Source organism: Streptomyces exfoliatus, assembly GCF_000725545.1.
Classification (GTDB): Bacteria; Actinomycetota; Actinomycetes; order Streptomycetales; family Streptomycetaceae; genus Streptomyces; species Streptomyces exfoliatus.
Genome location: NZ_KL647056.1, coordinates 313,199 through 332,599, shown reverse-complemented (window position 1 = coordinate 332,599; position 19,401 = coordinate 313,199). Strand labels below are relative to the sequence as shown.

The 19,401-nt window shown below is 66.8% G+C and carries 30 protein-coding genes and 1 pseudogene; 1 reads left to right on the top strand and 30 read right to left on the bottom strand.

The window, feature by feature from the left end:
• Nucleotides 1-118: 118 nt before the first annotated feature.
• The 3 genes from rpsI to IO20_RS0136070 form a co-directional block, all read right to left on the bottom strand.
• On the bottom strand, nt 119-631 hold the full coding sequence (gene rpsI, locus IO20_RS37405; protein ID WP_015035601.1) for a 30S ribosomal protein S9: 513 nt from the start codon (nt 629-631) through the stop codon (nt 119-121).
• A 44-nt stretch (nt 632-675) separates the two neighbouring features.
• Complete coding sequence (rplM, locus tag IO20_RS0136075; RefSeq protein ID WP_015035600.1) at nt 676-1,119, bottom strand: 50S ribosomal protein L13; 444 nt, start codon at nt 1,117-1,119, stop codon at nt 676-678.
• 253 nt (nt 1,120-1,372) lie between these two features.
• Nucleotides 1,373-2,995, bottom strand: a complete 1,623-nt coding sequence (locus IO20_RS0136070) for an ABC-F family ATP-binding cassette domain-containing protein (protein ID WP_397786840.1) — start codon at nt 2,993-2,995, stop codon at nt 1,373-1,375.
• A 56-nt stretch (nt 2,996-3,051) separates the two neighbouring features.
• Between IO20_RS0136070 and IO20_RS0136065 the strand changes: the two genes are divergently transcribed.
• A complete protein-coding gene (locus IO20_RS0136065) occupies nt 3,052-4,041 on the top strand; it encodes a hypothetical protein (RefSeq protein WP_030549248.1) in 990 nt (329 codons plus the stop codon).
• Here IO20_RS0136065 and truA read toward each other — a convergent pair.
• From truA to rplB, 27 genes and pseudogenes are all read right to left on the bottom strand, one after another.
• Entirely contained in the window at nt 4,012-4,869 is an 858-nt protein-coding gene (gene truA, locus IO20_RS0136060) for a tRNA pseudouridine(38-40) synthase TruA (RefSeq protein WP_030549250.1), read from the bottom strand. The genes IO20_RS0136065 and truA overlap by 30 nt on opposite strands.
• Before the next feature lie 83 nt (nt 4,870-4,952).
• Nucleotides 4,953-5,417 carry a 50S ribosomal protein L17 gene (gene rplQ / locus IO20_RS0136055; RefSeq protein WP_015035596.1) on the bottom strand — a complete coding sequence of 155 codons (465 nt, stop codon included), beginning with the start codon at nt 5,415-5,417 and terminating at the stop codon, nt 4,953-4,955.
• Nucleotides 5,418-5,561: 144 nt separating this feature from the next.
• Complete coding sequence (locus IO20_RS0136050) at nt 5,562-6,584, bottom strand: DNA-directed RNA polymerase subunit alpha (RefSeq protein ID WP_024755423.1); 1,023 nt, start codon at nt 6,582-6,584, stop codon at nt 5,562-5,564.
• 133 nt (nt 6,585-6,717) lie between these two features.
• Nucleotides 6,718-7,122, bottom strand: a complete 405-nt coding sequence (gene rpsK, locus IO20_RS0136045) for a 30S ribosomal protein S11 (protein ID WP_003956432.1) — start codon at nt 7,120-7,122, stop codon at nt 6,718-6,720.
• 66 nt (nt 7,123-7,188) lie between these two features.
• Nucleotides 7,189-7,569 (bottom strand): 30S ribosomal protein S13, encoded by a 381-nt coding sequence (gene rpsM / locus IO20_RS0136040; protein WP_030214048.1) that lies wholly within the window; start codon nt 7,567-7,569, stop codon nt 7,189-7,191.
• Between the two features lie 205 nt (nt 7,570-7,774).
• Nucleotides 7,775-7,888, bottom strand: coding sequence for a 50S ribosomal protein L36 (gene rpmJ / locus IO20_RS0136035; protein ID WP_003956441.1), 114 nt, complete (start codon nt 7,886-7,888; stop codon nt 7,775-7,777).
• 62 nt (nt 7,889-7,950) lie between these two features.
• Nucleotides 7,951-8,172: a translation initiation factor IF-1 gene (gene infA, locus IO20_RS0136030; protein ID WP_003956442.1), complete on the bottom strand. Its 222-nt coding sequence runs from the start codon at nt 8,170-8,172 to the stop codon at nt 7,951-7,953.
• A gap of 574 nt (nt 8,173-8,746) precedes the next feature.
• Nucleotides 8,747-9,419 (bottom strand): annotated as a pseudogene (map, locus tag IO20_RS0136025) (type I methionyl aminopeptidase); the annotation flags it as partial.
• Nucleotides 9,420-9,515: 96 nt separating this feature from the next.
• The gene (locus tag IO20_RS0136020; protein WP_030549256.1) at nt 9,516-10,163 is read right to left on the bottom strand and encodes an adenylate kinase; all 648 of its coding nucleotides are present in this window, start codon (nt 10,161-10,163) and stop codon (nt 9,516-9,518) included.
• Entirely contained in the window at nt 10,163-11,482 is a 1,320-nt protein-coding gene (gene secY, locus IO20_RS0136015; protein ID WP_030549258.1) for a preprotein translocase subunit SecY, read from the bottom strand. The genes IO20_RS0136020 and secY overlap by 1 nt, the downstream gene beginning before the upstream one ends.
• A 213-nt stretch (nt 11,483-11,695) precedes the next feature.
• Nucleotides 11,696-12,151: a 50S ribosomal protein L15 gene (gene rplO / locus IO20_RS0136010; protein WP_030214036.1), complete on the bottom strand. Its 456-nt coding sequence runs from the start codon at nt 12,149-12,151 to the stop codon at nt 11,696-11,698.
• Between the two features lies 1 nt (nt 12,152).
• Nucleotides 12,153-12,335: a 50S ribosomal protein L30 gene (gene rpmD, locus IO20_RS0136005; RefSeq protein ID WP_015035589.1), complete on the bottom strand. Its 183-nt coding sequence runs from the start codon at nt 12,333-12,335 to the stop codon at nt 12,153-12,155.
• The gene (gene rpsE, locus IO20_RS0136000; protein WP_017239585.1) at nt 12,335-12,937 is read right to left on the bottom strand and encodes a 30S ribosomal protein S5; all 603 of its coding nucleotides are present in this window, start codon (nt 12,935-12,937) and stop codon (nt 12,335-12,337) included. The genes rpmD and rpsE overlap by 1 nt, the downstream gene beginning before the upstream one ends.
• Before the next feature lie 46 nt (nt 12,938-12,983).
• Nucleotides 12,984-13,367 (bottom strand): 50S ribosomal protein L18, encoded by a 384-nt coding sequence (gene rplR, locus IO20_RS0135995; protein ID WP_015035587.1) that lies wholly within the window; start codon nt 13,365-13,367, stop codon nt 12,984-12,986.
• 2 nt (nt 13,368-13,369) lie between these two features.
• Entirely contained in the window at nt 13,370-13,909 is a 540-nt protein-coding gene (rplF, locus tag IO20_RS0135990) for a 50S ribosomal protein L6 (RefSeq protein ID WP_030549261.1), read from the bottom strand.
• 21 nt (nt 13,910-13,930) lie between these two features.
• Nucleotides 13,931-14,329: a 30S ribosomal protein S8 gene (gene rpsH / locus IO20_RS0135985; protein ID WP_015035585.1), complete on the bottom strand. Its 399-nt coding sequence runs from the start codon at nt 14,327-14,329 to the stop codon at nt 13,931-13,933.
• Between the two features lie 208 nt (nt 14,330-14,537).
• Nucleotides 14,538-14,723 carry a type Z 30S ribosomal protein S14 gene (locus IO20_RS0135980; protein ID WP_003948630.1) on the bottom strand — a complete coding sequence of 62 codons (186 nt, stop codon included), beginning with the start codon at nt 14,721-14,723 and terminating at the stop codon, nt 14,538-14,540.
• Between the two features lie 5 nt (nt 14,724-14,728).
• The gene (gene rplE / locus IO20_RS0135975) at nt 14,729-15,286 is read right to left on the bottom strand and encodes a 50S ribosomal protein L5 (RefSeq protein WP_106975815.1); all 558 of its coding nucleotides are present in this window, start codon (nt 15,284-15,286) and stop codon (nt 14,729-14,731) included.
• Nucleotides 15,283-15,594 (bottom strand): 50S ribosomal protein L24, encoded by a 312-nt coding sequence (rplX, locus tag IO20_RS0135970; RefSeq protein WP_030214024.1) that lies wholly within the window; start codon nt 15,592-15,594, stop codon nt 15,283-15,285. The genes rplE and rplX overlap by 4 nt, the downstream gene beginning before the upstream one ends.
• Before the next feature lie 2 nt (nt 15,595-15,596).
• Nucleotides 15,597-15,965, bottom strand: a complete 369-nt coding sequence (gene rplN, locus IO20_RS0135965; RefSeq protein WP_003956455.1) for a 50S ribosomal protein L14 — start codon at nt 15,963-15,965, stop codon at nt 15,597-15,599.
• A gap of 95 nt (nt 15,966-16,060) precedes the next feature.
• Entirely contained in the window at nt 16,061-16,345 is a 285-nt protein-coding gene (gene rpsQ, locus IO20_RS0135960) for a 30S ribosomal protein S17 (protein ID WP_030214021.1), read from the bottom strand.
• The gene (gene rpmC, locus IO20_RS0135955; RefSeq protein WP_030214018.1) at nt 16,345-16,569 is read right to left on the bottom strand and encodes a 50S ribosomal protein L29; all 225 of its coding nucleotides are present in this window, start codon (nt 16,567-16,569) and stop codon (nt 16,345-16,347) included. Before rpmC ends, rpsQ begins: the two co-directional genes overlap by 1 nt.
• Nucleotides 16,569-16,988: a 50S ribosomal protein L16 gene (rplP, locus tag IO20_RS0135950; protein WP_015035580.1), complete on the bottom strand. Its 420-nt coding sequence runs from the start codon at nt 16,986-16,988 to the stop codon at nt 16,569-16,571. The genes rpmC and rplP overlap by 1 nt, the downstream gene beginning before the upstream one ends.
• Before the next feature lie 5 nt (nt 16,989-16,993).
• Nucleotides 16,994-17,845, bottom strand: coding sequence for a 30S ribosomal protein S3 (gene rpsC / locus IO20_RS0135945; RefSeq protein WP_030214015.1), 852 nt, complete (start codon nt 17,843-17,845; stop codon nt 16,994-16,996).
• The gene (gene rplV, locus IO20_RS0135940) at nt 17,845-18,192 is read right to left on the bottom strand and encodes a 50S ribosomal protein L22 (RefSeq protein ID WP_004571827.1); all 348 of its coding nucleotides are present in this window, start codon (nt 18,190-18,192) and stop codon (nt 17,845-17,847) included. Before rplV ends, rpsC begins: the two co-directional genes overlap by 1 nt.
• 43 nt (nt 18,193-18,235) lie before the next feature.
• Nucleotides 18,236-18,517: a 30S ribosomal protein S19 gene (gene rpsS, locus IO20_RS0135935; RefSeq protein ID WP_024755409.1), complete on the bottom strand. Its 282-nt coding sequence runs from the start codon at nt 18,515-18,517 to the stop codon at nt 18,236-18,238.
• Between the two features lie 12 nt (nt 18,518-18,529).
• Nucleotides 18,530-19,366, bottom strand: a complete 837-nt coding sequence (rplB, locus tag IO20_RS0135930) for a 50S ribosomal protein L2 (protein ID WP_030214008.1) — start codon at nt 19,364-19,366, stop codon at nt 18,530-18,532.
• Nucleotides 19,367-19,401 lie beyond the last annotated feature (35 nt).

Genomic DNA, 19,401 nt, shown 5'->3' with positions numbered 1-19,401 from the left:
TCAAAGATCAAAGATCAAAGGTGAGAAGTGTCAGGTCGAAAAGGTTATGAAAAAACGTACGCCCCGACGGCACGGGCAGTGCCGCCGGGGCGTACGAAAGCAGACCGAGCAGGCGTGATTAACGCTTGCTGTACTGCGGAGCCTTACGGGCCTTCTTGAGACCGGCCTTCTTCCGCTCGACCGCACGGTCGTCACGGGAGAGGAAGCCGGCCTTCTTCAGCGCCGGGCGGTTGTTCTCGACGTCGGCCTCGTTCAGCGCACGGGCCACACCGAGGCGCAGGGCGCCGGCCTGACCGGAGACACCGCCACCCGCGATGCGGGCGATGACGTCGTAGCGGTTGTCGAGCTCGAGCACCTTGAAGGGCTCGTTGACTTCCTGCTGGTGCACCTTGTTGGGGAAGTAGTCCTCAAGGGTGCGACCGTTGATCTTCCACTTGCCGGTGCCCGGAACGATCCGGACGCGGGCGATGGCGTTCTTGCGACGGCCCAGGCCGGCGGCCGGCTGCGGGTCGCCGAAGCGGGACGCGAGCGACTCGGAGGTGTACTCACCCTCGACGAGCTCGGTCTCGGTGGTGTACTCCTCAACGCCCTCGAACTCGTCGACGGGGGTCTCGGGGGTGGTCTCGGCCACGATGCTCCTCAGATTTCTTTCGTTCTTAGGGGGTGTGGCCGGAACTACTGCGCGACCTGGGTGATCTCGAACGGGACCGGCTGCTGAGCAGCGTGCGGGTGGTTCTCGCCCGCGTAGACCTTCAGCTTCGAGAGCATCTGACGGCCCAGGGTGTTCTTGGGGATCATGCCCTTGATGGCCTTCTCGACGGCCTTCTCGGGGTTCTTGTCCAGCAGCTCGTCGTAACGGACGGAGCGCAGACCACCCGGGAAGCCGGAGTGGCGGTAAGCCAGCTTCTGGGTCTTCTTGTTGCCGGACAGGTGGACCTTGTCAGCGTTGATGATGATGACGAAGTCGCCCATGTCCATGTGGGGGGCGTAGACCGGCTTGTGCTTGCCTCGCAGGAGGTTCGCAGCCGTGGTCGCCAGACGGCCCAGGACAACGTCCTGCGCGTCGATGATGTGCCACTGGCGAGTGACATCGCCGGGCTTGGGGCTGTACGTACGCACTTCGTAGCCTTCGCTTCTTCAGTGGATGGAGTCCAGACACACCTGAAGCGATCATGCAGCTGGGGCCTGCACTGCCGGGACACCGCCCGTATGCGAGCCACTGGTAACTGCTCCAGGGAACCTGCGCAAAGGCCCTTCGTGTGAAAACGACGAAGCCAATACGCATAACAAACCGCAACAGTACCCGCGCCACCCCGGACGGGTCAAAACGCGCCGACCGTGGCCGCGGTCGGGTTCCCCCGACCGCTCAAGGTCACCGTGCCCGCTCGACGCGACGCTCGTCCCAGACCGGCTCCGAGGTCTCTCTCACGACCCCGTCCGACCCGAAGACCAGGTACCGGTCGAACGACTTCGCGAACCACCGGTCGTGGGTCACCGCCATGACGGTCCCGTCATACGACTCGAGACCGTCCTGAAGGGCCTCCGCCGACTCCAGGTCCAGGTTGTCCGTGGGCTCGTCGAGCAGCAGCGCCGTCGTGCCGGCCAGCTCCAGGAGCAGGATCTGGAAGCGGGCCTGCTGCCCGCCGGAGAGCTTGTCGAAGGGCTGGTCGCCCTGCCGCTCCAGCTCGTAGCGGCGCAGCATCGACATCGCCGCGCCCCGGTCCTTGGCGTGCTCCGACCACAGGATGTCGACGAGCGGCCGCCCGGTCAGCTCCGGGTGGGCGTGGGTCTGCGCGAAGTGCCCGGGCACCACACGCGCGCCGAGCTTCCAGTCACCGGTGTGGGCGACCGACGGGTCACCGGCGAGAAGTCGCAGGAAGTGCGACTTGCCCGACCCGTTGGAGCCGAGGACGGCGACCCGCTCCCCGTAGAAGATCTCCAGGGAGAACGGCTTCATGAGCCCGGTCAGCTCAAGGTTCTCGCAGGTCACGGCACGTACACCGGTCCGACCGCCCCGCAGCCGCATCCGGATGTCCTGCTCGCGCGGCGGCTCCGGCGGCGGCCCCGCCTCCTCGAACTTCCGCAGCCGGGTCTGCGCCGCCGCGTACCGCGAGGCCATGTCGTGGCTGACCGACGCCGCCTGCCGCAGGTTGACGACGAGCTTCTTCAGCTGGGCGTGCTTCTCCTCCCAGCGCCGCTTCAGCTCCTCGAAGCGCGCGAACCGCTCGCGCCGCGCCTCGTGGAAGGTGTCGAAGCCGCCACCGTGCACCCACACGTCCGAACCGGCGGGACCGGGCTCGACGGCGACGATCTTCTGCGCGCCCCGGGACAGCAGCTCCCGGTCGTGGGAGATGAACAACACGGTCTTACGGGTCTCCCGCAGCCGCTCCTCCAGCCACCGCTTCCCGGGGACGTCGAGGTAGTTGTCCGGCTCGTCGAGCAGCAGCACCTCGTCGGAGCCGCGCAGCAGCGACTCCAGGACCAGCCGCTTCTGCTCACCGCCGGAGAGCGTCCGGACCTCACGGAACTGCGCCTTCTCGTACGGCATGCCGAGCGCGGCCATGGTGCACATGTCCCAGACGGTCTCGGCCTCGTACCCCTGCACCTCGGCCCAGTCGCTCAGGGCCTGCGCGTACTTCATCTGCGCGGCCTCGTCGTCGACGGTCATGATCAGGTGCTCGGCCTCGTCGACGGCCTTCGCCGCCTCCCGGATCCGCGGCTGGGCCACCGACACCAGCAGGTCACGGACGGTGGACTCGTCCCGTACGGAGCCCACGAACTGCGGCATCACACCGAGTCCGCCGCTGACGGTGACGCTGCCGCCGTGCGGCTGGAGCTCTCCGGAGATCAGCCGGAGCAGTGTGGTCTTCCCGGCGCCGTTGGCCCCGACGAGGGCGACGACGGCCCCCTCCCCGACCCGGAAGGAGGCGTCCCCGAGCAGGACCCTCCCGTCGGGAAGGTAGTACTCAAGATGCGCGGCCTCGACATGTCCCATGAGGTGCATTGTCACCGCCCGCGTCGGCTCCGCCCAACCGGTTTAGGATGCGCGGCATGAGCTTTGGGGGACCGCAGTGGCCGCAAGAGCCGCAGCAGCAGGGGCAACAGGGGTACGGACAGCAGCCCCAGGGGCAGCCGGGATACGGGCAGCAGCAGGGCTACGGCGGGCAGCCGGGCTACGGCGCCGGACAGCCCGGGTACGGCGGGCCGCAGCAGTCCGACCCCTTCCCGGGCGCCCAGGGAGGAGGGCCGACCCCTGACTGGGGCGCGCTGGCCGACGCCTCGGCCTCCCGCAGCCGGCGCAAGCGCTGGCTGATGATCGGCGGCGGGGTCGTGGCCGCCCTCGCCGTGGGCGCGGTCGTGGCGACCGCCGTGGTGGCCACCGGCAAGAAGAACGACGAGGCCAAGAACGGCGGGGTCCCCACCGGCACGGTCTCCCCCACCCTCTCCCCCACGCCCGAGCCGACCTTCTCCTCGGTGGCGCCACCGCCCCCGCCGAACCCGAAGGACTACATCTCGGACCCGAAGAAGGACAAGGCTCCGCTCACCGCCGAGGGCCTCTACCCGGGCAAGAAGCTCACGATGTACAAGCGCCCCTACGCGAAGGGCGCGACCTCGTCGACCACGAACTGCGCGGCCGTGACCCAGGGCGGCCTCGGCACCGTCCTGAAGAGGAACGGCTGCCAGCGGGTGATTCGCGCCACCTACGTGAAGGACGGCGTGGCGATCACCGTCGGCGTCGCCGTCTTCCCCTCGGAGGCGGCGGCCCTCACGGCGAAGAACCAGGCCACCGGCGGCATCGCCCCGCTGGCCGGCGCGGGCGTGAAGGAGTTCTGCCGCGCCACGGTCTGCCTGCGCCGCTCGAACGCGGTCGGCCGGTACGCGTACTTCACCCAGGCCGGCTTCACCAGCGGCAAGAAGGTCACCAAGGCCGACAAACCGGTCTTCCAGGCCAGCGACGACCTCGGCACCTTCACGTTCAACCAGATCTACGCCCGCGGCAAGGCCCAGGCCTCAGCAGCAGCCAACGCTCCCGGGGAGTGACCGCTTGTTCCTGGCCTCCAGATTGCGGGCGGCCAGGAGCTCGTCGGCCGGGTAGCCGACCTCTTCGAGGGTGAGGCCGTGCGGCCGCACGACGTGCACGGCCGAGTCCCGGACGCCGGCCGCGAGCACCTTCCCGGGCCAGTCGACCGGCCGGTGCCCGTCGCCGACGAAGAGCAGGGCGCCGACCAGCGAGCGGACCATGTTGTGGCAGAAGGCGTCGGCCTTGACGGTGGCTTCCATCACCCCGTCCGGGCGCCGCTCCCAGCGCAGCTCCTGGAGCGTGCGGATGGTCGTGGCACCCTCCCGCCGCTTGCAGTAGGCGGCGAAGTCGTGCTCGCCGACGAGCGCGGCGGCGGCCTCGTTCATGGCGTCCATGTCGAGGGCCCAGTCGTGCCACAGGACGTGCCCGCGCAGCAGCGGGTCGACACCGCCGGGGTGGTCGGTGACGCGGTAGGCGTACCGGCGCCAGATCGCCGAGAAGCGGGCGTTGAAGCCCGCGGGGGCCTCCTCCACCCTCCACACCCGTACGTCGTGGGAGAGGCGCCCGGCGAGCCGCCGGAGCAGCTTGTCGCGGTGCTCGGCCCACAGCTCGACGGGCAGGTCGACATGGGCGACCTGGCCGCGCGCGTGGACCCCGGCGTCGGTCCGGCCGGCCACGGTCAGCTCGTACGTCTCCTGGGACCGGGTCACGGTCCGCAGGGCGGCCTCGATGTCCCCCTGCACGGTCCGCTGCCCCTGCTTCTGCTTGGCCCAGCCGGAGAAGTCCCTGCCGTCGTACGAAAGGTCGAGGCGTACGCGTACGAACCCGTCCTGCACGTCATCGCTCACGTGGTGAATCCTCTCAAACACACGGGAACGGGCCCGCACCCCAGGGGGTACGGGCCCGCACACGGAAAGTCGACGAGAGACGCTTACGCGTCCTTCGACTCCTCGGCCGGAGCCTCGGCGGCCGCGTCGGCCTCCTTGACGGCGCGCACGGTGGCGGCCTCGGCCTCGGCGACGGTCGCCTTCTTGGCGATCTCGCCCTCGACCAGCTCGATCACGGCCATCGGGGCGTTGTCGCCACGACGGTTGCCGATCTTGGTGATCCGGGTGTAGCCACCGGGGCGCTCGGAGTAGCGCGGCGCGATCTCGGTGAAGAGGGTGTGGACGATGCCCTTGTCGGTGATCGTCTGCAGCACCAGGCGACGGTTGTGGATGTCGCCCTTCTTCGCCTTGGTGATCAGGCGCTCGGCGACCGGACGCAGGCGACGGGCCTTGGCCTCGGTCGTGGTGATGCGGCCGTGCTCGAAGAGCGACTTCGCCAGGTTGGCGAGGAGCAGCTTCTCGTGCGCGGCGGAACCGCCGAGGCGGGCACCCTTCGCGGGACGCGGCATGGTGTTTCTCCTTGTGATCTGCACCGGCCGTATGAGGTACCGATGTCAGTGTCCGAGCGGGCGGTCACCCGTCGGAGACCCGCGCCCCTGTTAAGGGGCGCGGGGAACTGCGCGACCAGCCGAAACCGGCCCGCAGACGATCTACTAGTACTGCTCGGTCTCGACGAAACCGGCATCCGCGTCGTCATCGGCGCCAAAGGCGTCCGCGGCGGCGGTCGGGTCGAATCCGGGCGGCGAGTCCTTCAGCGCGAGGCCCATACCGGCCAGCTTCGCCTTGACCTCGTCGATCGACTTCGCACCGAAGTTGCGGATGTCGAGCAGGTCCGCCTCGGAACGCGCCACGAGCTCACCCACGGAGTGGATGCCCTCGCGCTTGAGGCAGTTGTACGAACGAACGGTGAGCTCGAGCTCCTCGATCGGCAGCGCGAGATCGGCGGCAAGGGCGGCGTCCGTGGGGGACGGGCCCATGTCGATGCCCTCGGCGTCGATGTTGAGCTCACGCGCCAGACCGAACAGCTCGACCAGGGTCTTGCCGGCGGACGCCATGGCGTCACGCGGGCGCATGGCCTGCTTGGTCTCGACGTCGACGATCAGCTTGTCGAAGTCGGTGCGCTGCTCGACACGGGTCGCCTCGACCTTGTACGTGACCTTGAGCACCGGCGAGTAGATGGAGTCGACCGGGATACGGCCGATCTCCTGGCCCGCCTGCTTGTTCTGCACGGCGGAGACGTAGCCGCGACCGCGCTCGACGGTCAGCTCCATCTCCAGCTTGCCCTTGCCGTTGAGCGTGGCGAGGACGAGGTCGGGGTTGTGCACCTCGACACCGGCCGGGGGCGCGATGTCGGCGGCGGTGACCAGACCCGGGCCCTGCTTGCGCAGGTACATCACGACCGGCTCGTCGTGCTCCGAGGAGACGACCAGCTGCTTGATGTTGAGGATGAGGTCGGTGACGTCCTCCTTGACGCCCGGCACGGTGGTGAACTCGTGCAGGACACCGTCGATGCGGATGCTGGTGACAGCGGCACCCGGGATCGAGGAGAGGAGGGTACGGCGGAGGGAGTTGCCGAGGGTGTAACCGAATCCCGGCTCGAGGGGCTCGATGACGAACCGCGAGCGGAACTCGTCGACGACCTCTTCGGTCAGCGAAGGACGCTGAGCGATCAGCATGTCTTTTTTCCTTCAGTCGTGGACGCCCACTATTTGACGCCCGACGGAGTGCTGCGAACTACGTACTGCAAGGGTACGGGCGGCACGGTCCGAAGAGCCGTACCGCCCGAAGTCCTGATCAAGCAGCCGTGCGTCAGACGCGGCGGCGCTTGGGGGGACGGCAGCCGTTGTGCGGCGTGGGGGTGACGTCCTGGATCGAACCGACCTCGAGGCCCGTGGCCTGGAGGGAGCGGATCGCGGTCTCGCGGCCGGAGCCCGGACCCTTGACGAAGACGTCGACCTTGCGCATGCCGTGCTCCTGCGCGCGGCGAGCGGCCGACTCAGCGGCCATCTGCGCGGCGAACGGGGTGGACTTGCGCGAGCCCTTGAAGCCGACGTGGCCGGCGGAGGCCCAGGAGATCACGTTGCCCGAGGGGTCCGTGATCGAGACGATCGTGTTGTTGAACGTGCTCTTGATGTGGGCGTGCCCGTGAGCGACGTTCTTCTTTTCCTTGCGGCGCACCTTCTTGGCAGCGCCCTGACGACCCTTGGGGGGCATCTATATCTCCTACGGGAGGTGGTCGGTCCTACAGCGAAGACCGCTTGGTCAAGCGTCCGCTGAGGACTACTTCTTGCCCGGCTTCTTCTTGCCGGCGATGGCGCGACGCGGGCCCTTGCGGGTACGAGCGTTCGTGCTGGTGCGCTGGCCGCGGACGGGCAGGCCACGACGGTGGCGGAGGCCCTGGTAGCAGCCGATCTCGACCTTGCGGCGGATGTCGGCGGCGATCTCGCGACGGAGGTCACCCTCGGTCTGGAGGTTGGCGTCCACGTACTCGCGGATCTTGACGAGGTCTTCCTCGGCAAGCTCGCGGACACGGGTGGACGGGTTCACGCCGGTCGCGGCGAGAATCTCCTCGGACCGGGTGCGCCCGATACCGAAGACGTAGGTGAGTGCGACCACCACACGCTTTTCGCGCGGGATGTCAACACCGGAAACGCGTGCCATTCAATGGCTCCTGTGTTCTCGGGGGTCTGCTGCAGAACCGCTCCCGACCGCCGACCCTTCGAATGCGAAGAGTGGTACGTCCGGGTCCCCGGCCCCCGCCGGAGGTGCCGTCAACCGTTGTAGAACGGCCCGACGGGCTCTGCGTATGTACGTATTGCTATGCGTCGCGCGAAGAACTGCGAAGTTGCAGGTCGGTCGGCGTGCGTCAGCCCTGGCGCTGCTTGTGGCGCAGGTTGTCGCAGATGACCATGACCCGGCCGTGACGGCGGATCACCTTGCACTTGTCGCAGATCTTCTTGACGCTCGGCTTGACCTTCATGGGTGTGAGGTTCTCCGGGTCAGTGCCACCACCCGCGCGAGAACGCGGGGTGCGGGCAAGATCTACTTGTAGCGGTAGACGATCCGGCCACGCGTCAGGTCGTACGGAGAGAGCTCCACGACGACCCGGTCGTCCGGGAGGATACGGATGTAGTGCATCCGCATCTTGCCGGAGATGTGCGCGAGGACCTTGTGACCGTTCTGGAGCTCCACCTTGAACATGGCGTTCGGGAGGGACTCGATCACGGTGCCCTCGATTTCGATGGCACCTTGCTTCTTGGCCACGCTTCGCCTTTCGAATCGGCTACCTTGATCGACTCTCGCCGCCGTATGAGGACACACGGGTACACGAGAGCCGACGCATCAGTCTACGTCAGGCCCCAGGAAAAGACGAATCGGGAAGTCTGCCCACCCGAACTGATCCTTACGCAAGGGCCACGCCGCGGAATCGGGGGCCTACGCCGGCGGATCCGGCGCAGCCACCACACCCAGCTCCGCCGGCTTCGCCTTGCCACCGAACCACTCCCCGACGCAGCCCTCGCGGGCTCGGCGCCAGGGCGCCTCACAAGCTTCGGCCCGCCGCGGCGGACTCCGTCCACCGGCCCCACGCCCACGAACCCGGCGACGCCGAGGGCCCCGGCACTACGCCAGCGGATCCGGCGCAGCCACCACACCCAGCTCCGCCAGCTTCGCCTTGCCACCGAACCACTCCCCGACGCAGCCCTCGCGGGCTCGGCGCCAGGGCGCCTCACAAGCTTCGGCCCGCTGCGGCGGACTCCGTCCACCGGCCCCACGCCCACGAACCCGGCGACGCCGAGGGCCCCGGCACTACGCCAGCGGATCCGGCGCAGCCACCACACCCGCGTGCCGAGCGAGACCATCGGCTCGATCGCGAGGCAGAAGCCGGGGACGAGCTTCGGGCCCTTGCCGCGCTTGCGGGAGACGTAGTTCAGCAGGTGCGGGTCCATGTGCATCTCGGTGCCGATGCCGTGGCCGCCGTAGTCCTCGATGATCCCGTAGCGACCGAGGCTGTGGTCGCCGACCGCCGGCCGCGGCTGACGCTTGATGTACGTCTCGATCGCCCTGGAGACGTCCACCAGACGGTTGCCCGCCTTCATGGCCGCGATACCGGCCCACATCGACTCCTCGGTCACCCGGGACAGCTCGACGAGCTCCGGCGCGTGCCCGGTGCCCACGAAGGCCGTGTAGGCCGCGTCACCGTGCCAGCCGTCCACGATCGCGCCCGCGTCGATGGAGATGATGTCGCCGTCCTTGAGGACGGTCTTGTCGTCGGGGATGCCGTGGACGACGACCTCGTTGGCCGAGGTGCAGATCGTCGCGGGGAAACCGCCGTACCCGAGGAAGTTCGACTTCGCCCCGTGGTCGGCGATGACCTTCCGCGCCACCTCGTCGAGGTCACGGGTCGTGGCGCCCGGCACGGCCGCCTCACGGGTCGCCGCGTGAATGGCGGCGACGACAAGGCCCGCCTCACGCATCTTCGCGATCTGCTCGGGGGTCTTGATCTGCACCATCGTGGCCGCGGCCTTTCCATCGGTTATGGGGGACACAACAACGATACGGCCGCGGTGCCCCTGAGGGGCACCGCGGCCGTATCGGACGAACCGGGGCTACTTCTTGAGCGCGGCCATCGCCTTCGCGGTGACCTCGTCCACCTTGCCGAGCGCCGAGATCGTCTCGACCAGGTTCTGCGCCCGGTAGTAGTCGATGATCGGCTCGGTCTCCGTGTGGTAGACCTCCAGGCGCCGGCGGACGGTCTCCTCGGAGTCGTCGTCGCGCTGGTAGAGCTCGCCACCGCAGGCGTCGCAGACGCCCTCGGTCTTCGGCGCGTTGTACGTCACGTGGAAGACGTGCGCACTGTCGTTACGGCAGATGCGGCGACCCGCGATCCGCTTCACGACCTCGTCCTCGGGGACCTCCAGGTCCAGGACCGCGTCCAGCTGGACGTGACCCGCCTTGAGGATCTCGTCGAGCGCCTCGGCCTGGGCCACGTTGCGCGGGAACCCGTCGAGCAGGAAGCCGTTGACGGCGTCGGCCTGCTCCATGCGGTCCCTGGCCATGCCGATCGTCACGGAGTCCGGTACGAGCTGACCGGCCTTCATGTACGACTGCGCCTCGAGCCCCAGCGGCGTTCCCTGCGAGATGTTGGCGCGGAACAGGTCACCCGTGGAGATGTGCGGGATGCCCAGGTTCTTGGCAAGGTACGCGGCCTGCGTGCCCTTGCCCGCACCAGGAGGTCCGACGAGGACGATTCGCATCAGCGGAGGAACCCTTCGTAATTGCGCTGCTGGAGCTGGCTCTCGATCTGCTTCACGGTCTCCAGCCCCACACCCACGATGATGAGGATGCTCGTCCCACCGAAGGGGAAGTTGGCATTGGCGCCACCGAAGCCTGCCAACGCCATCGTCGGCACAAGAGCGATCAGACCCAAGTACAGCGAGCCCGGCCAAGTGATCCGGTTGAGCACGTAGCTCAGGTACTCGGCAGTAGGTCGACCAGCCCGGATACCCGGGATGAAGCCACCATACTTCTTCATGTTGTCGGCGACTTCCTCGGGGTTGAACGAGATCGCCACGTAGAAGAAGGCGAAGAACACGATCAGGAGGAAGTACGTAGCGATGTAGTAGGGGTGGTCACCCTTGACGAAGTGGGCTTCGATCCAGGTCTTCCACCCGGCGGTGGAGCTCGAGAACTGCGCGATCAAGGCCGGGATGTAGAGCAGCGACGACGCGAAGATGACAGGAATCACACCTGCCTGGTTCACCTTCAGCGGGATGTACGTGGACGTACCGCCGTAGGAACGCCGGCCGATCATGCGCTTCGCGTACTGCACGGGGATGCGGCGCTGGGCCTGCTCGACGAAGACCACGAGGGCCACCATCACGAAGCCGATCAGGATGACGGTGCCGAACTCGATCCAGCCCTTGGCGAGCTTGCCGCTCTCCTTGATGGCCCACAGCGCGCCCGGGAAGCCGGCGGCGATCGAGATGAACATCAGGATCGACATGCCGTTGCCGATGCCGCGGTCGGTGATCAGCTCACCGAGCCACATGACGACACAGGTGCCCGCGGTCATCGTGATGACCATGGTGGCGATGGTGAAGATCGACGGGTCGGGAACGACCTGGTCGGCGACGCTGCAGCCGCTGAACAGCGCACCGCTCTTGGCGGTGGCCACGAGACCGGTGCCCTGGAGCACGGCGAGGGCGACCGTCAGGTACCGGGTGTACTGCGTGATCTTGGCGGTACCGGACTGACCCTCCTTCTTGAGGGCCTCCAGGCGCGGGATCACGACGGTCAGCAGCTGCAGGATGATGCTGGCCGTGATGTACGGCATGATGCCGAGCGCGAAGATGGTGATCTGCAGCAGCGCTCCGCCACTGAACATGTTGACCAGGCCGAACAGGCTGTTGTTGCCCTCGCTGGCCTGCTTGACACACTGCTGGACGGCCTCGTAGCTGACGCCGGGGACCGGGATGTGGGCCCCGAGGCGGTACAGCACGATGATGGCGAGCGTGAAGAGCAGCTTCTTGCGCAGGTCGGGCGTCTTGAACGCCCGGGCGAACGCGGTGAGCACGGTGCCTCCTGCGACCCCCGCGCTATGCGTCAAGGGTGACGGTCTTGAGGTTCGACGGATAGGTATCGGTCTTCAATTCCGTGTGGGCATACCGCACGGAGTCTAGACAGTGCACGCCACCTTACCGGCGACCGTGCCCCCCTAGGAACGACCAATCGGGGATGCCCCTTTTGAGAGGCATCCCCGATCGGATGTTCAAGCCAACGAGTCGTCTCAGACGAGCTCGGTGACGGTGCCGCCGGCAGCGGCGATCTTCTCCTTGGCGGAGCCGGAGACGGCGTCAACCGTCACCTGCAGCGCCACGGTGATCTCGCCGGTGCCGAGCACCTTGACGAGCTGGTTCTTGCGAACCGCACCCTTGGCGACCAGATCGGCCACCGTGACCTCGCCACCCTGCGGGTAGAGCGCGGTGAGCTTGTCCAGGTTCACGACCTGGTACTCGGTGCGGAAGGGGTTCTTGAAGCCCTTCAGCTTCGGCAGACGCATGTGGAGGGGCATCTGCCCGCCCTCGAAGCGCTGCGGAACCTGGTAGCGGGCCTTCGTACCCTTCGTACCACGACCGGCCGTCTTACCCTTCGACGCCTCACCACGACCGACACGGGTCTTCGCGGTCTTGGCGCCGGGGGCGGGACGGAGGTTGTGGGCCTTCAGCGGGCTGTTCTCCGCCATGTCAGTCAACCTCCTCGACCGTCACGAGGTGGCGGACGGTGTGCACCATGCCGCGGAACTCGGGACGATCCTCCTTGACAACCACGTCGTTGACCTTCTTGAGGCCGAGCGAGCGCAGGGTGTCGCGGTGGTTCTGCTTGCTGCCGATGTACGACTTCGTCTGCGTGACCTTGAGGCGAGCCATTACGCACCCGCCCCAGCACGCGCACGGAGGAGAGCCGCGGGGGCGACGTCCTCGAGGGGCAGACCACGGCGAGCCGCGATCTCCTCGGGACGCTGCAGGCCCTTGAGGGCCGCCACGGTCGCGTGCACGATGTTGATCGCGTTGTCGGAGCCGAGCGACTTCGACAGGATGTCGTGAACGCCGGCGCACTCGAGCACGGCGCGCACCGGGCCACCGGCGATAACACCGGTACCGGGGGAAGCCGGCTTGAGCAGGACGACGCCCGCGGCCTTCTCGCCCTGGATCGGGTGAGGGATGGTGCCCTGGATGCGCGGAACCTTGAAGAAGTTCTTCTTGGCTTCCTCGACACCCTTGGCGATGGCCGCGGGAACTTCCTTGGCCTTGCCGTAACCGACACCTACGGTGCCGTCACCGTCGCCCACCACGACCAGCGCGGTGAAGCTGAAGCGGCGACCACCCTTGACAACCTTGGCGACGCGGTTGATCGCGACAACGCGCTCAACGTACGCGGTCTTCTCGGCGGCAGCGCCACCGTCGCGGCCCTTCCGGTCCCGCCGCTCGCCGCCACCGGCACCGCTTCCGCGGCGCTGGGGTCCAGCCATTGGATTTACCTCTCTCTGTTACGTCCGTTAGTCCCGGAACCGGGGCTTAGAACTTCAGCCCGGCTTCGCGGGCGGCGTCAGCCAGAGCGGCAATGCGCCCGGCGTACCTGTTGCCACCACGGTCGAACACGACAGCCTCGACACCAGCGGCCTTGGCGCGCTCAGCGACGAGAGCACCGACCTGCTTGGCCTGCGCGGACTTGTCACCCTCGCCACCGCGGATCGACGCGTCCAGGTTCGACGCCGACGCAAGGGTGTGACCCTTGAGGTCGTCGATGACCTGAGCGGTGATGCCGCGGTTCGAACGCGTCACGACGAGGCGCGGACGCTCCGCCGTACCCGACACGTTCTTGCGGATGCGGATGTGGCGGCGAGCCTTGGCCGCACGCTTGTAAGCGTCGCCCTTGGCGATCTTCACACCGTATGCCATGGCTACTTACCAGCCTTTCCGACCTTGCGGCGGATGACCTCGCCGGCGTACTTGACGCCCTTGGCCTTGTACGGGTCGGGCTTCCGCAGCTTGCGGATGTTCGCCGCGACCTCGCCGACCTTCTGCTTGTCGATGCCCTCGACCGAGAACTTGGTCGGCGACTCGACCTTGAACGAGATGCCCTCGGGCGCCTCGATCAGGATCGGGTGGCTGTAACCGAGCTGGAACTCCAGAGCGGAGCCCTTCGCGGCGACGCGGTAACCGACACCGCTGATCTCGAGCGCCTTCACGTAACCCGTGGTCACGCCGGTGATCATGTTGGCCACCAGCGTGCGGGACAGGCCGTGGAGGGCCTTGTTCTGACGCTCGTCGTTCGGACGGTTGACGTTGAGCACGCCATCCTCGCCCTTGACGATCTCGATCGGCGCGGCGACGGTGTGGCTCAGGGTGCCCTTGGAACCCTTCACCGTGACCGTGCGGCCATCGATGGTGACGTCCACGCCGGCGGGAACCTGGATAGGCAGCTTGCCAATACGCGACATGAGCTTTCCTTCCTTTCCCGACTACCAGACGTAGGCGAGGACTTCCCCACCTACGCCCTTCTTGCCTGCCTGCTGGCCGGTCAGGAGACCGTGGGACGTGGAGATGATCGCCACGCCCAGGCCGCCGAGGACCTTCGGCAGGTTGGTGGACTTCGCGTACACACGGAGGCCCGGCTTCGAGATCCGCTTGATGCCCGCGATGGAGCGCTCACGGTTCGGACCGAACTTGAGCTCGAGGACGAGGTTCTTGCCGACTTCGGCGTCCTCGACCTTCCAGCCCGTGATGAAGCCCTCCTGCTGGAGGATTTCCGCGATGTGAGACTTGATCTTGCTGTGCGGCATCGTCACGGAGTCGTGGTATGCCGAGTTCGCGTTACGCAGACGAGTCAGCATGTCCGCGATCGGATCAGTCATGGTCATGAATTGGCCTTCGGCCTCTCTCGCCGGGGTTTCCTGTATGCGCCATCCCTCTCCCCACACAGGGGCGGGACGGGTGCGGCGCGGGGACCTACGGCGTAGTAAGTCGTACGGGCGGCGGACGCCCAACCCTCCTAGCCTAAGCCATGGAGGCCTGGGCGTCCGCCAACCCAGTGCTTACCGAGAGACTCCGGTCATCCCAAGTAAGGGATTACCAGGAGCTCTTGGTCACGCCCGGCAGCTCGCCACGGTGAGCCATCTCACGAAGGCACACGCGGCACAGGCCGAACTTGCGGTACACGGAGTGGGGTCGACCACAACGCTGGCAGCGCGTGTAGCCACGCACGCCGAACTTGGGCTTGCGGGCAGCCTTCGCGATGAGAGCCTTCTTCGCCATCTCGCTTACGCCTCCTTGAACGGGAAGCCGAGGTGACGCAGAAGGGCACGGCCCTCGTCGTCGTTGGTCGCCGTGGTCACCACGGTGATGTCCATACCCCGGACACGGTCGATCTTGTCCTGGTCGATCTCGTGGAACATGACCTGCTCCGTGAGACCGAAGGTGTAGTTGCCACGCCCGTCGAACTGCTTGGGGGACAGACCACGGAAGTCGCGGATGCGCGGAAGCGCGAGCGACAGGGTGCGGTCCAGGAACTCCCACATGCGGTCGCCACGGAGGGTGACGTGCGCACCGATCGGCTGGCCCTCACGCAGCTTGAACTGCGCGATGGACTTGCGAGCCTTGGTGACGGCCGGCTTCTGACCGGTGATCGTGGTCAGGTCACGGACGGCACCGTCCATGAGCTTCGAGTCACGGGCGGCGTCGCCGACACCCATGTTGACCACGATCTTCACGAGGCCGGGAACCTGCATGACGTTCTCGTACGAGAACTCCTCACGCAGCTTGCCCGCGATCTCCTCGCGGTACTTCGTCTTGAGACGCGGAGTGGTGGTAGCCATCAGATGTCCTCACCCGTCCGCTTGGCAACGCGGATCTTGTTGCCCTCGTCGTCGAAGCGGTAACCGACACGCGTGACGACCTTCTGGCCATCCTTCTCCACGACGAGCTGAACGTTGCTCACGTGGACCGGGGCCTCGGTCGTGACGATGCCACCGGCCTGCGACGGGCCGGCCTTGGTGTGCTTCTTGACCCGGTTGACACCCTCGACGAGGACGCGGTTCTCGCGGGGGAAGGCCGTGATGACCTTGCCCTGCTTGCCCTTGTCCTTACCGGTGATGACCTGGACCAGGTCGCCCTTCTTGATCTTCATGCTTACAGCACCTCCGGCGCGAGCGAGATGATCTTCATGAACTTCTTCTCGCGCAGCTCACGGCCGACCGGGCCGAAGATACGGGTGCCACGAGGGTCGCCGTCGTTCTTGAGAATGACAGCGGCGTTCTCGTCGAAGCGGATGTACGAGCCGTCCTGGCGGCGGCGCTCCTTGACGGTGCGAACGATGACCGCCTTGACGACGTCACCCTTCTTCACGTTGCCACCGGGGATCGCGTCCTTGACGGTGGCGACGATGACGTCACCGATGCCCGCGTAGCGGCGACCCGAGCCACCGAGAACACGGATGCAAAGGATCTCCTTGGCACCAGTGTTGTCGGCGACACGCAGTCGCGACTCCTGCTGGATCACGTCTATCTCCTGATTGTCTGCCGGTTCCCGGCAGGGGCACCGAAGTGCCCCTGCCGAGCCTGGCGGAACTGACCTGAGGGAAACCCCTCAGGTAATTACTTGGCCTTCTCGAGGATCTCGATGACGCGCCAGTGCTTCGTCGACGACAGCTTCCGGGTCTCCATCAGGAGGACGCGGTCGCCGATGCCGGCAGCGTTCTGCTCGTCGTGAGCCTTGAGCTTGTTCGTACGGCGGATGACCTTGCCGTACAGCGCGTGCTTGACGCGGTCCTCGACAGCGACGACGACGGTCTTGTCCATCTTGTCGCTGACGACCAGGCCCTCGCGGACCTTGCGAGCGTTGCGCTCGGTCTTCTGCTCAGTCACGTTGCTCTCGCTCATCAGGCGCTCTCCACCGTCTCGATGCCCAGCTCGCGCTCACGCATCAGGGTGTAGATCCGCGCGATGTCCTTGCGGACGGACTTCAGCCGCCCGTGGTTCTCGAGCTGGCCCGTCGCCGCCTGGAAGCGGAGGTTGAACAGCTCTTCCTTGGCTTCGCGGAGCTTGTTGAGAAGCTCCTCGTTGCCCAGTTCGCGCAGCTCGGACGCCTTGGTACCGGCGGTCATCACAGCTCACCTGCTTCGCGCTTAACGATCTTGCACTTCATCGGCAGCTTGTGGGCCGCACGGGTCAGGGCCTCGCGCGCGATCTTCTCGTTCGGGTAGGACAGCTCGAACATCACCCGACCGGGCTTGACGTTCGCGATCCACCACTCCGGCGAACCCTTACCGGAACCCATGCGGGTCTCGGCAGGCTTCTTGGTCAGCGGGCGGTCCGGGTAGATGTTGATCCAGACCTTGCCGCCACGCTTGATGTGGCGGGTCATCGCGATACGAGCCGCCTCGATCTGGCGGTTGGTCACGTACGCCGGCGTGAGGGCCTGAATGCCGTACTCGCCGAACGCAACCTGCGTACCACCCTTGCTCATACCCGAGCGCTTGGGGTGGTGCTGCTTGCGGTGCTTGACCCTACGGGGGATCAGCATTTCGGTCAGGCCTCCGTTCCGGTGCTCTCAGCCGGAGCGGCAGCGGCGGCGGGAGCGTCGGCCTTGGGGGCCTCGGCAGCCGGCGCGGACTGCTGCTGCGGCTTGCGGCCGCGGCCGCCACGCTCGCCACCGCGGCCACCACGGCCGGCGGGACGGTCGCCAGCGCCACCCGCGCCACGGGCCGGGCGGTTACCCGCACGGGCCGCAGCGTTCTCGGCGCGGACCTCGGCGATGTTCTTGACGTCGCCCTTGTAGATCCAGACCTTGACGCCAATACGACCGAAGGTCGTCTTGGCCTCGAAGAAGCCGTAGTCCACGTTCGCGCGGAGCGTGTGCAGCGGCACACGGCCCTCGCGGTAGAACTCGGAGCGGGACATCTCGGCGCCGCCGAGGCGACCGCCGCACTGGATCTTGATGCCCTTGGCGCCGGCCTTCATCGTGCCCTGCATGCTCTTACGCATGGCGCGACGGAAGGAGACGCGGGAGGAGAGCTGCTCGGCAACGGCCTGAGCAACCAGCTGAGCGTCCATCTCGGGGTTCTTGACCTCGAGGATGTTCAGCTGGACCTGCTTGCCCGTGAGCTTCTCGAGGTCACCGCGGATGCGGTCGGCCTCGGCGCCACGGCGGCCGATGACGATGCCGGGACGCGCGGTGTGGATGTCCACCCGCACGCGGTCACGGGTGCGCTCGATCTCAACCTTCGAGATGCCGGCGCGCTCCATGCCGGACGTCATCATCCGACGGATGGCGACGTCTTCCTTGACGTAGTCCTTGTACAGCTTGTCGGCGTACCAACGGGACTTGAAGTCCGTGGTGATGCCGAGCCGGAACCCATGCGGGTTAACCTTCTGGCCCATTACCGGGTTCCTTCCTTGCTGCTGACGACCACGGTGATGTGGCTGGTCCGCTTACGGATCCGGTAGGCACGGCCCTGAGCACGCGGACGGAACCGCTTCAGGGTCGGGCCCTCATCCACGTACGCCTCGCTGATGACCAGCGAAGAGGCGTCAGTGTGGTCGTAGTTGTGTGCAGCGTTGGCGATGGCGCTGTCCAGCACCTTGCCAACCGGCACGCTCGCGGCCTGCGGGGCGAAACGCAGGACCGCCTGAGCCTCCGTGGCGTCCATGCCACGGATAAGGTCCACCACGCGGCGGGCCTTCATGGGCGTGACGCGGATGTACCGCGCCTGGGCCCTGGCTTCCATGGTTGTCCTTCCAGTGTCTGTCATGGTCGATTCCACCCCGCTACTAGCGGCGCTTCGACTTCCGGTCGTCCTTCACGTGACCCCGGAAGGTGCGCGTCGGCGAGAACTCGCCGAGCTTGTGGCCGACCATCGACTCGGTGACAAACACCGGGATGTGGGTCTTGCCGTTGTGCACCGCGATCGTGTGGCCGAGCATGGCCGGGATGATCATCGAGCGACGGGACCAGGTCTTGATGACGTTCTTGGTACCGGCTTCGTTCTGTACGTCCACCTTCTTTACGAGGTGTCCGTCGACGAAGGGTCCCTTCTTGAGACTGCGCGGCATCTAAACCCGCTCCTAGCGCTTCTTGTTCGTCTTGCGGCGGCGGACGATGTACTTGCTCGAAGCCTTCTTCGGCGAGCGAGTACGACCCTCCTTCTGACCCCACGGGGAGACCGGGTGGCGACCACCGGAGGTCTTACCCTCACCACCACCGTGCGGGTGGTCCACCGGGTTCATCGCCACACCGCGGACGGTCGGGCGAACGCCCAGCCAACGCTTACGGCCGGCCTTGCCCCAGTTGATGTTCGACTGCTCGGCGTTGCCGACCTCGCCGATGGTGGCGCGGCAGCGGGCGTCGACGAGACGGATCTCACCGGACGGCATACGAAGGTGGGCCATCGTGCCCTCCTTCGCCAGCAGCTGCACGGAGGCACCAGCGGAGCGCGCGAACTTGGCGCCGCCACCGGGACGGATCTCGATCGCGTGGATCGTGGTACCGACCGGGATGTTGCGGAGCGCCAGGTTGTTGCCGGGCTTGATGTCAGCGCCGGGGCCGTTCTCGACGCGGTCACCCTGCGTCAGACCCTTGGGGGCGATGATGTAGCGCTTCTCGCCGTCCACGTAGTGGAGCAGCGCGATGCGCGCGGTGCGGTTGGGGTCGTACTCGATGTGAGCGACCTTGGCCGGCACGCCGTCCTTGTCGTGACGACGGAAGTCGATCACGCGGTAGGCGCGCTTGTGGCCGCCACCCTGGTGTCGAACCGTGATCCGACCGGTGTTGTTACGGCCGCCCTTGCTGTGCAGGGGGCGGACCAGCGACTTCTCCGGCGTGGACCGCGTGATCTCGACGAAGTCGGCTACGGAGGAGCCACGGCGGCCCGGCGTAGTCGGCTTGTACTTGCGGATTCCCATTTCTCAGTCCTCGTCCGATTCCGGACGATCCAGAC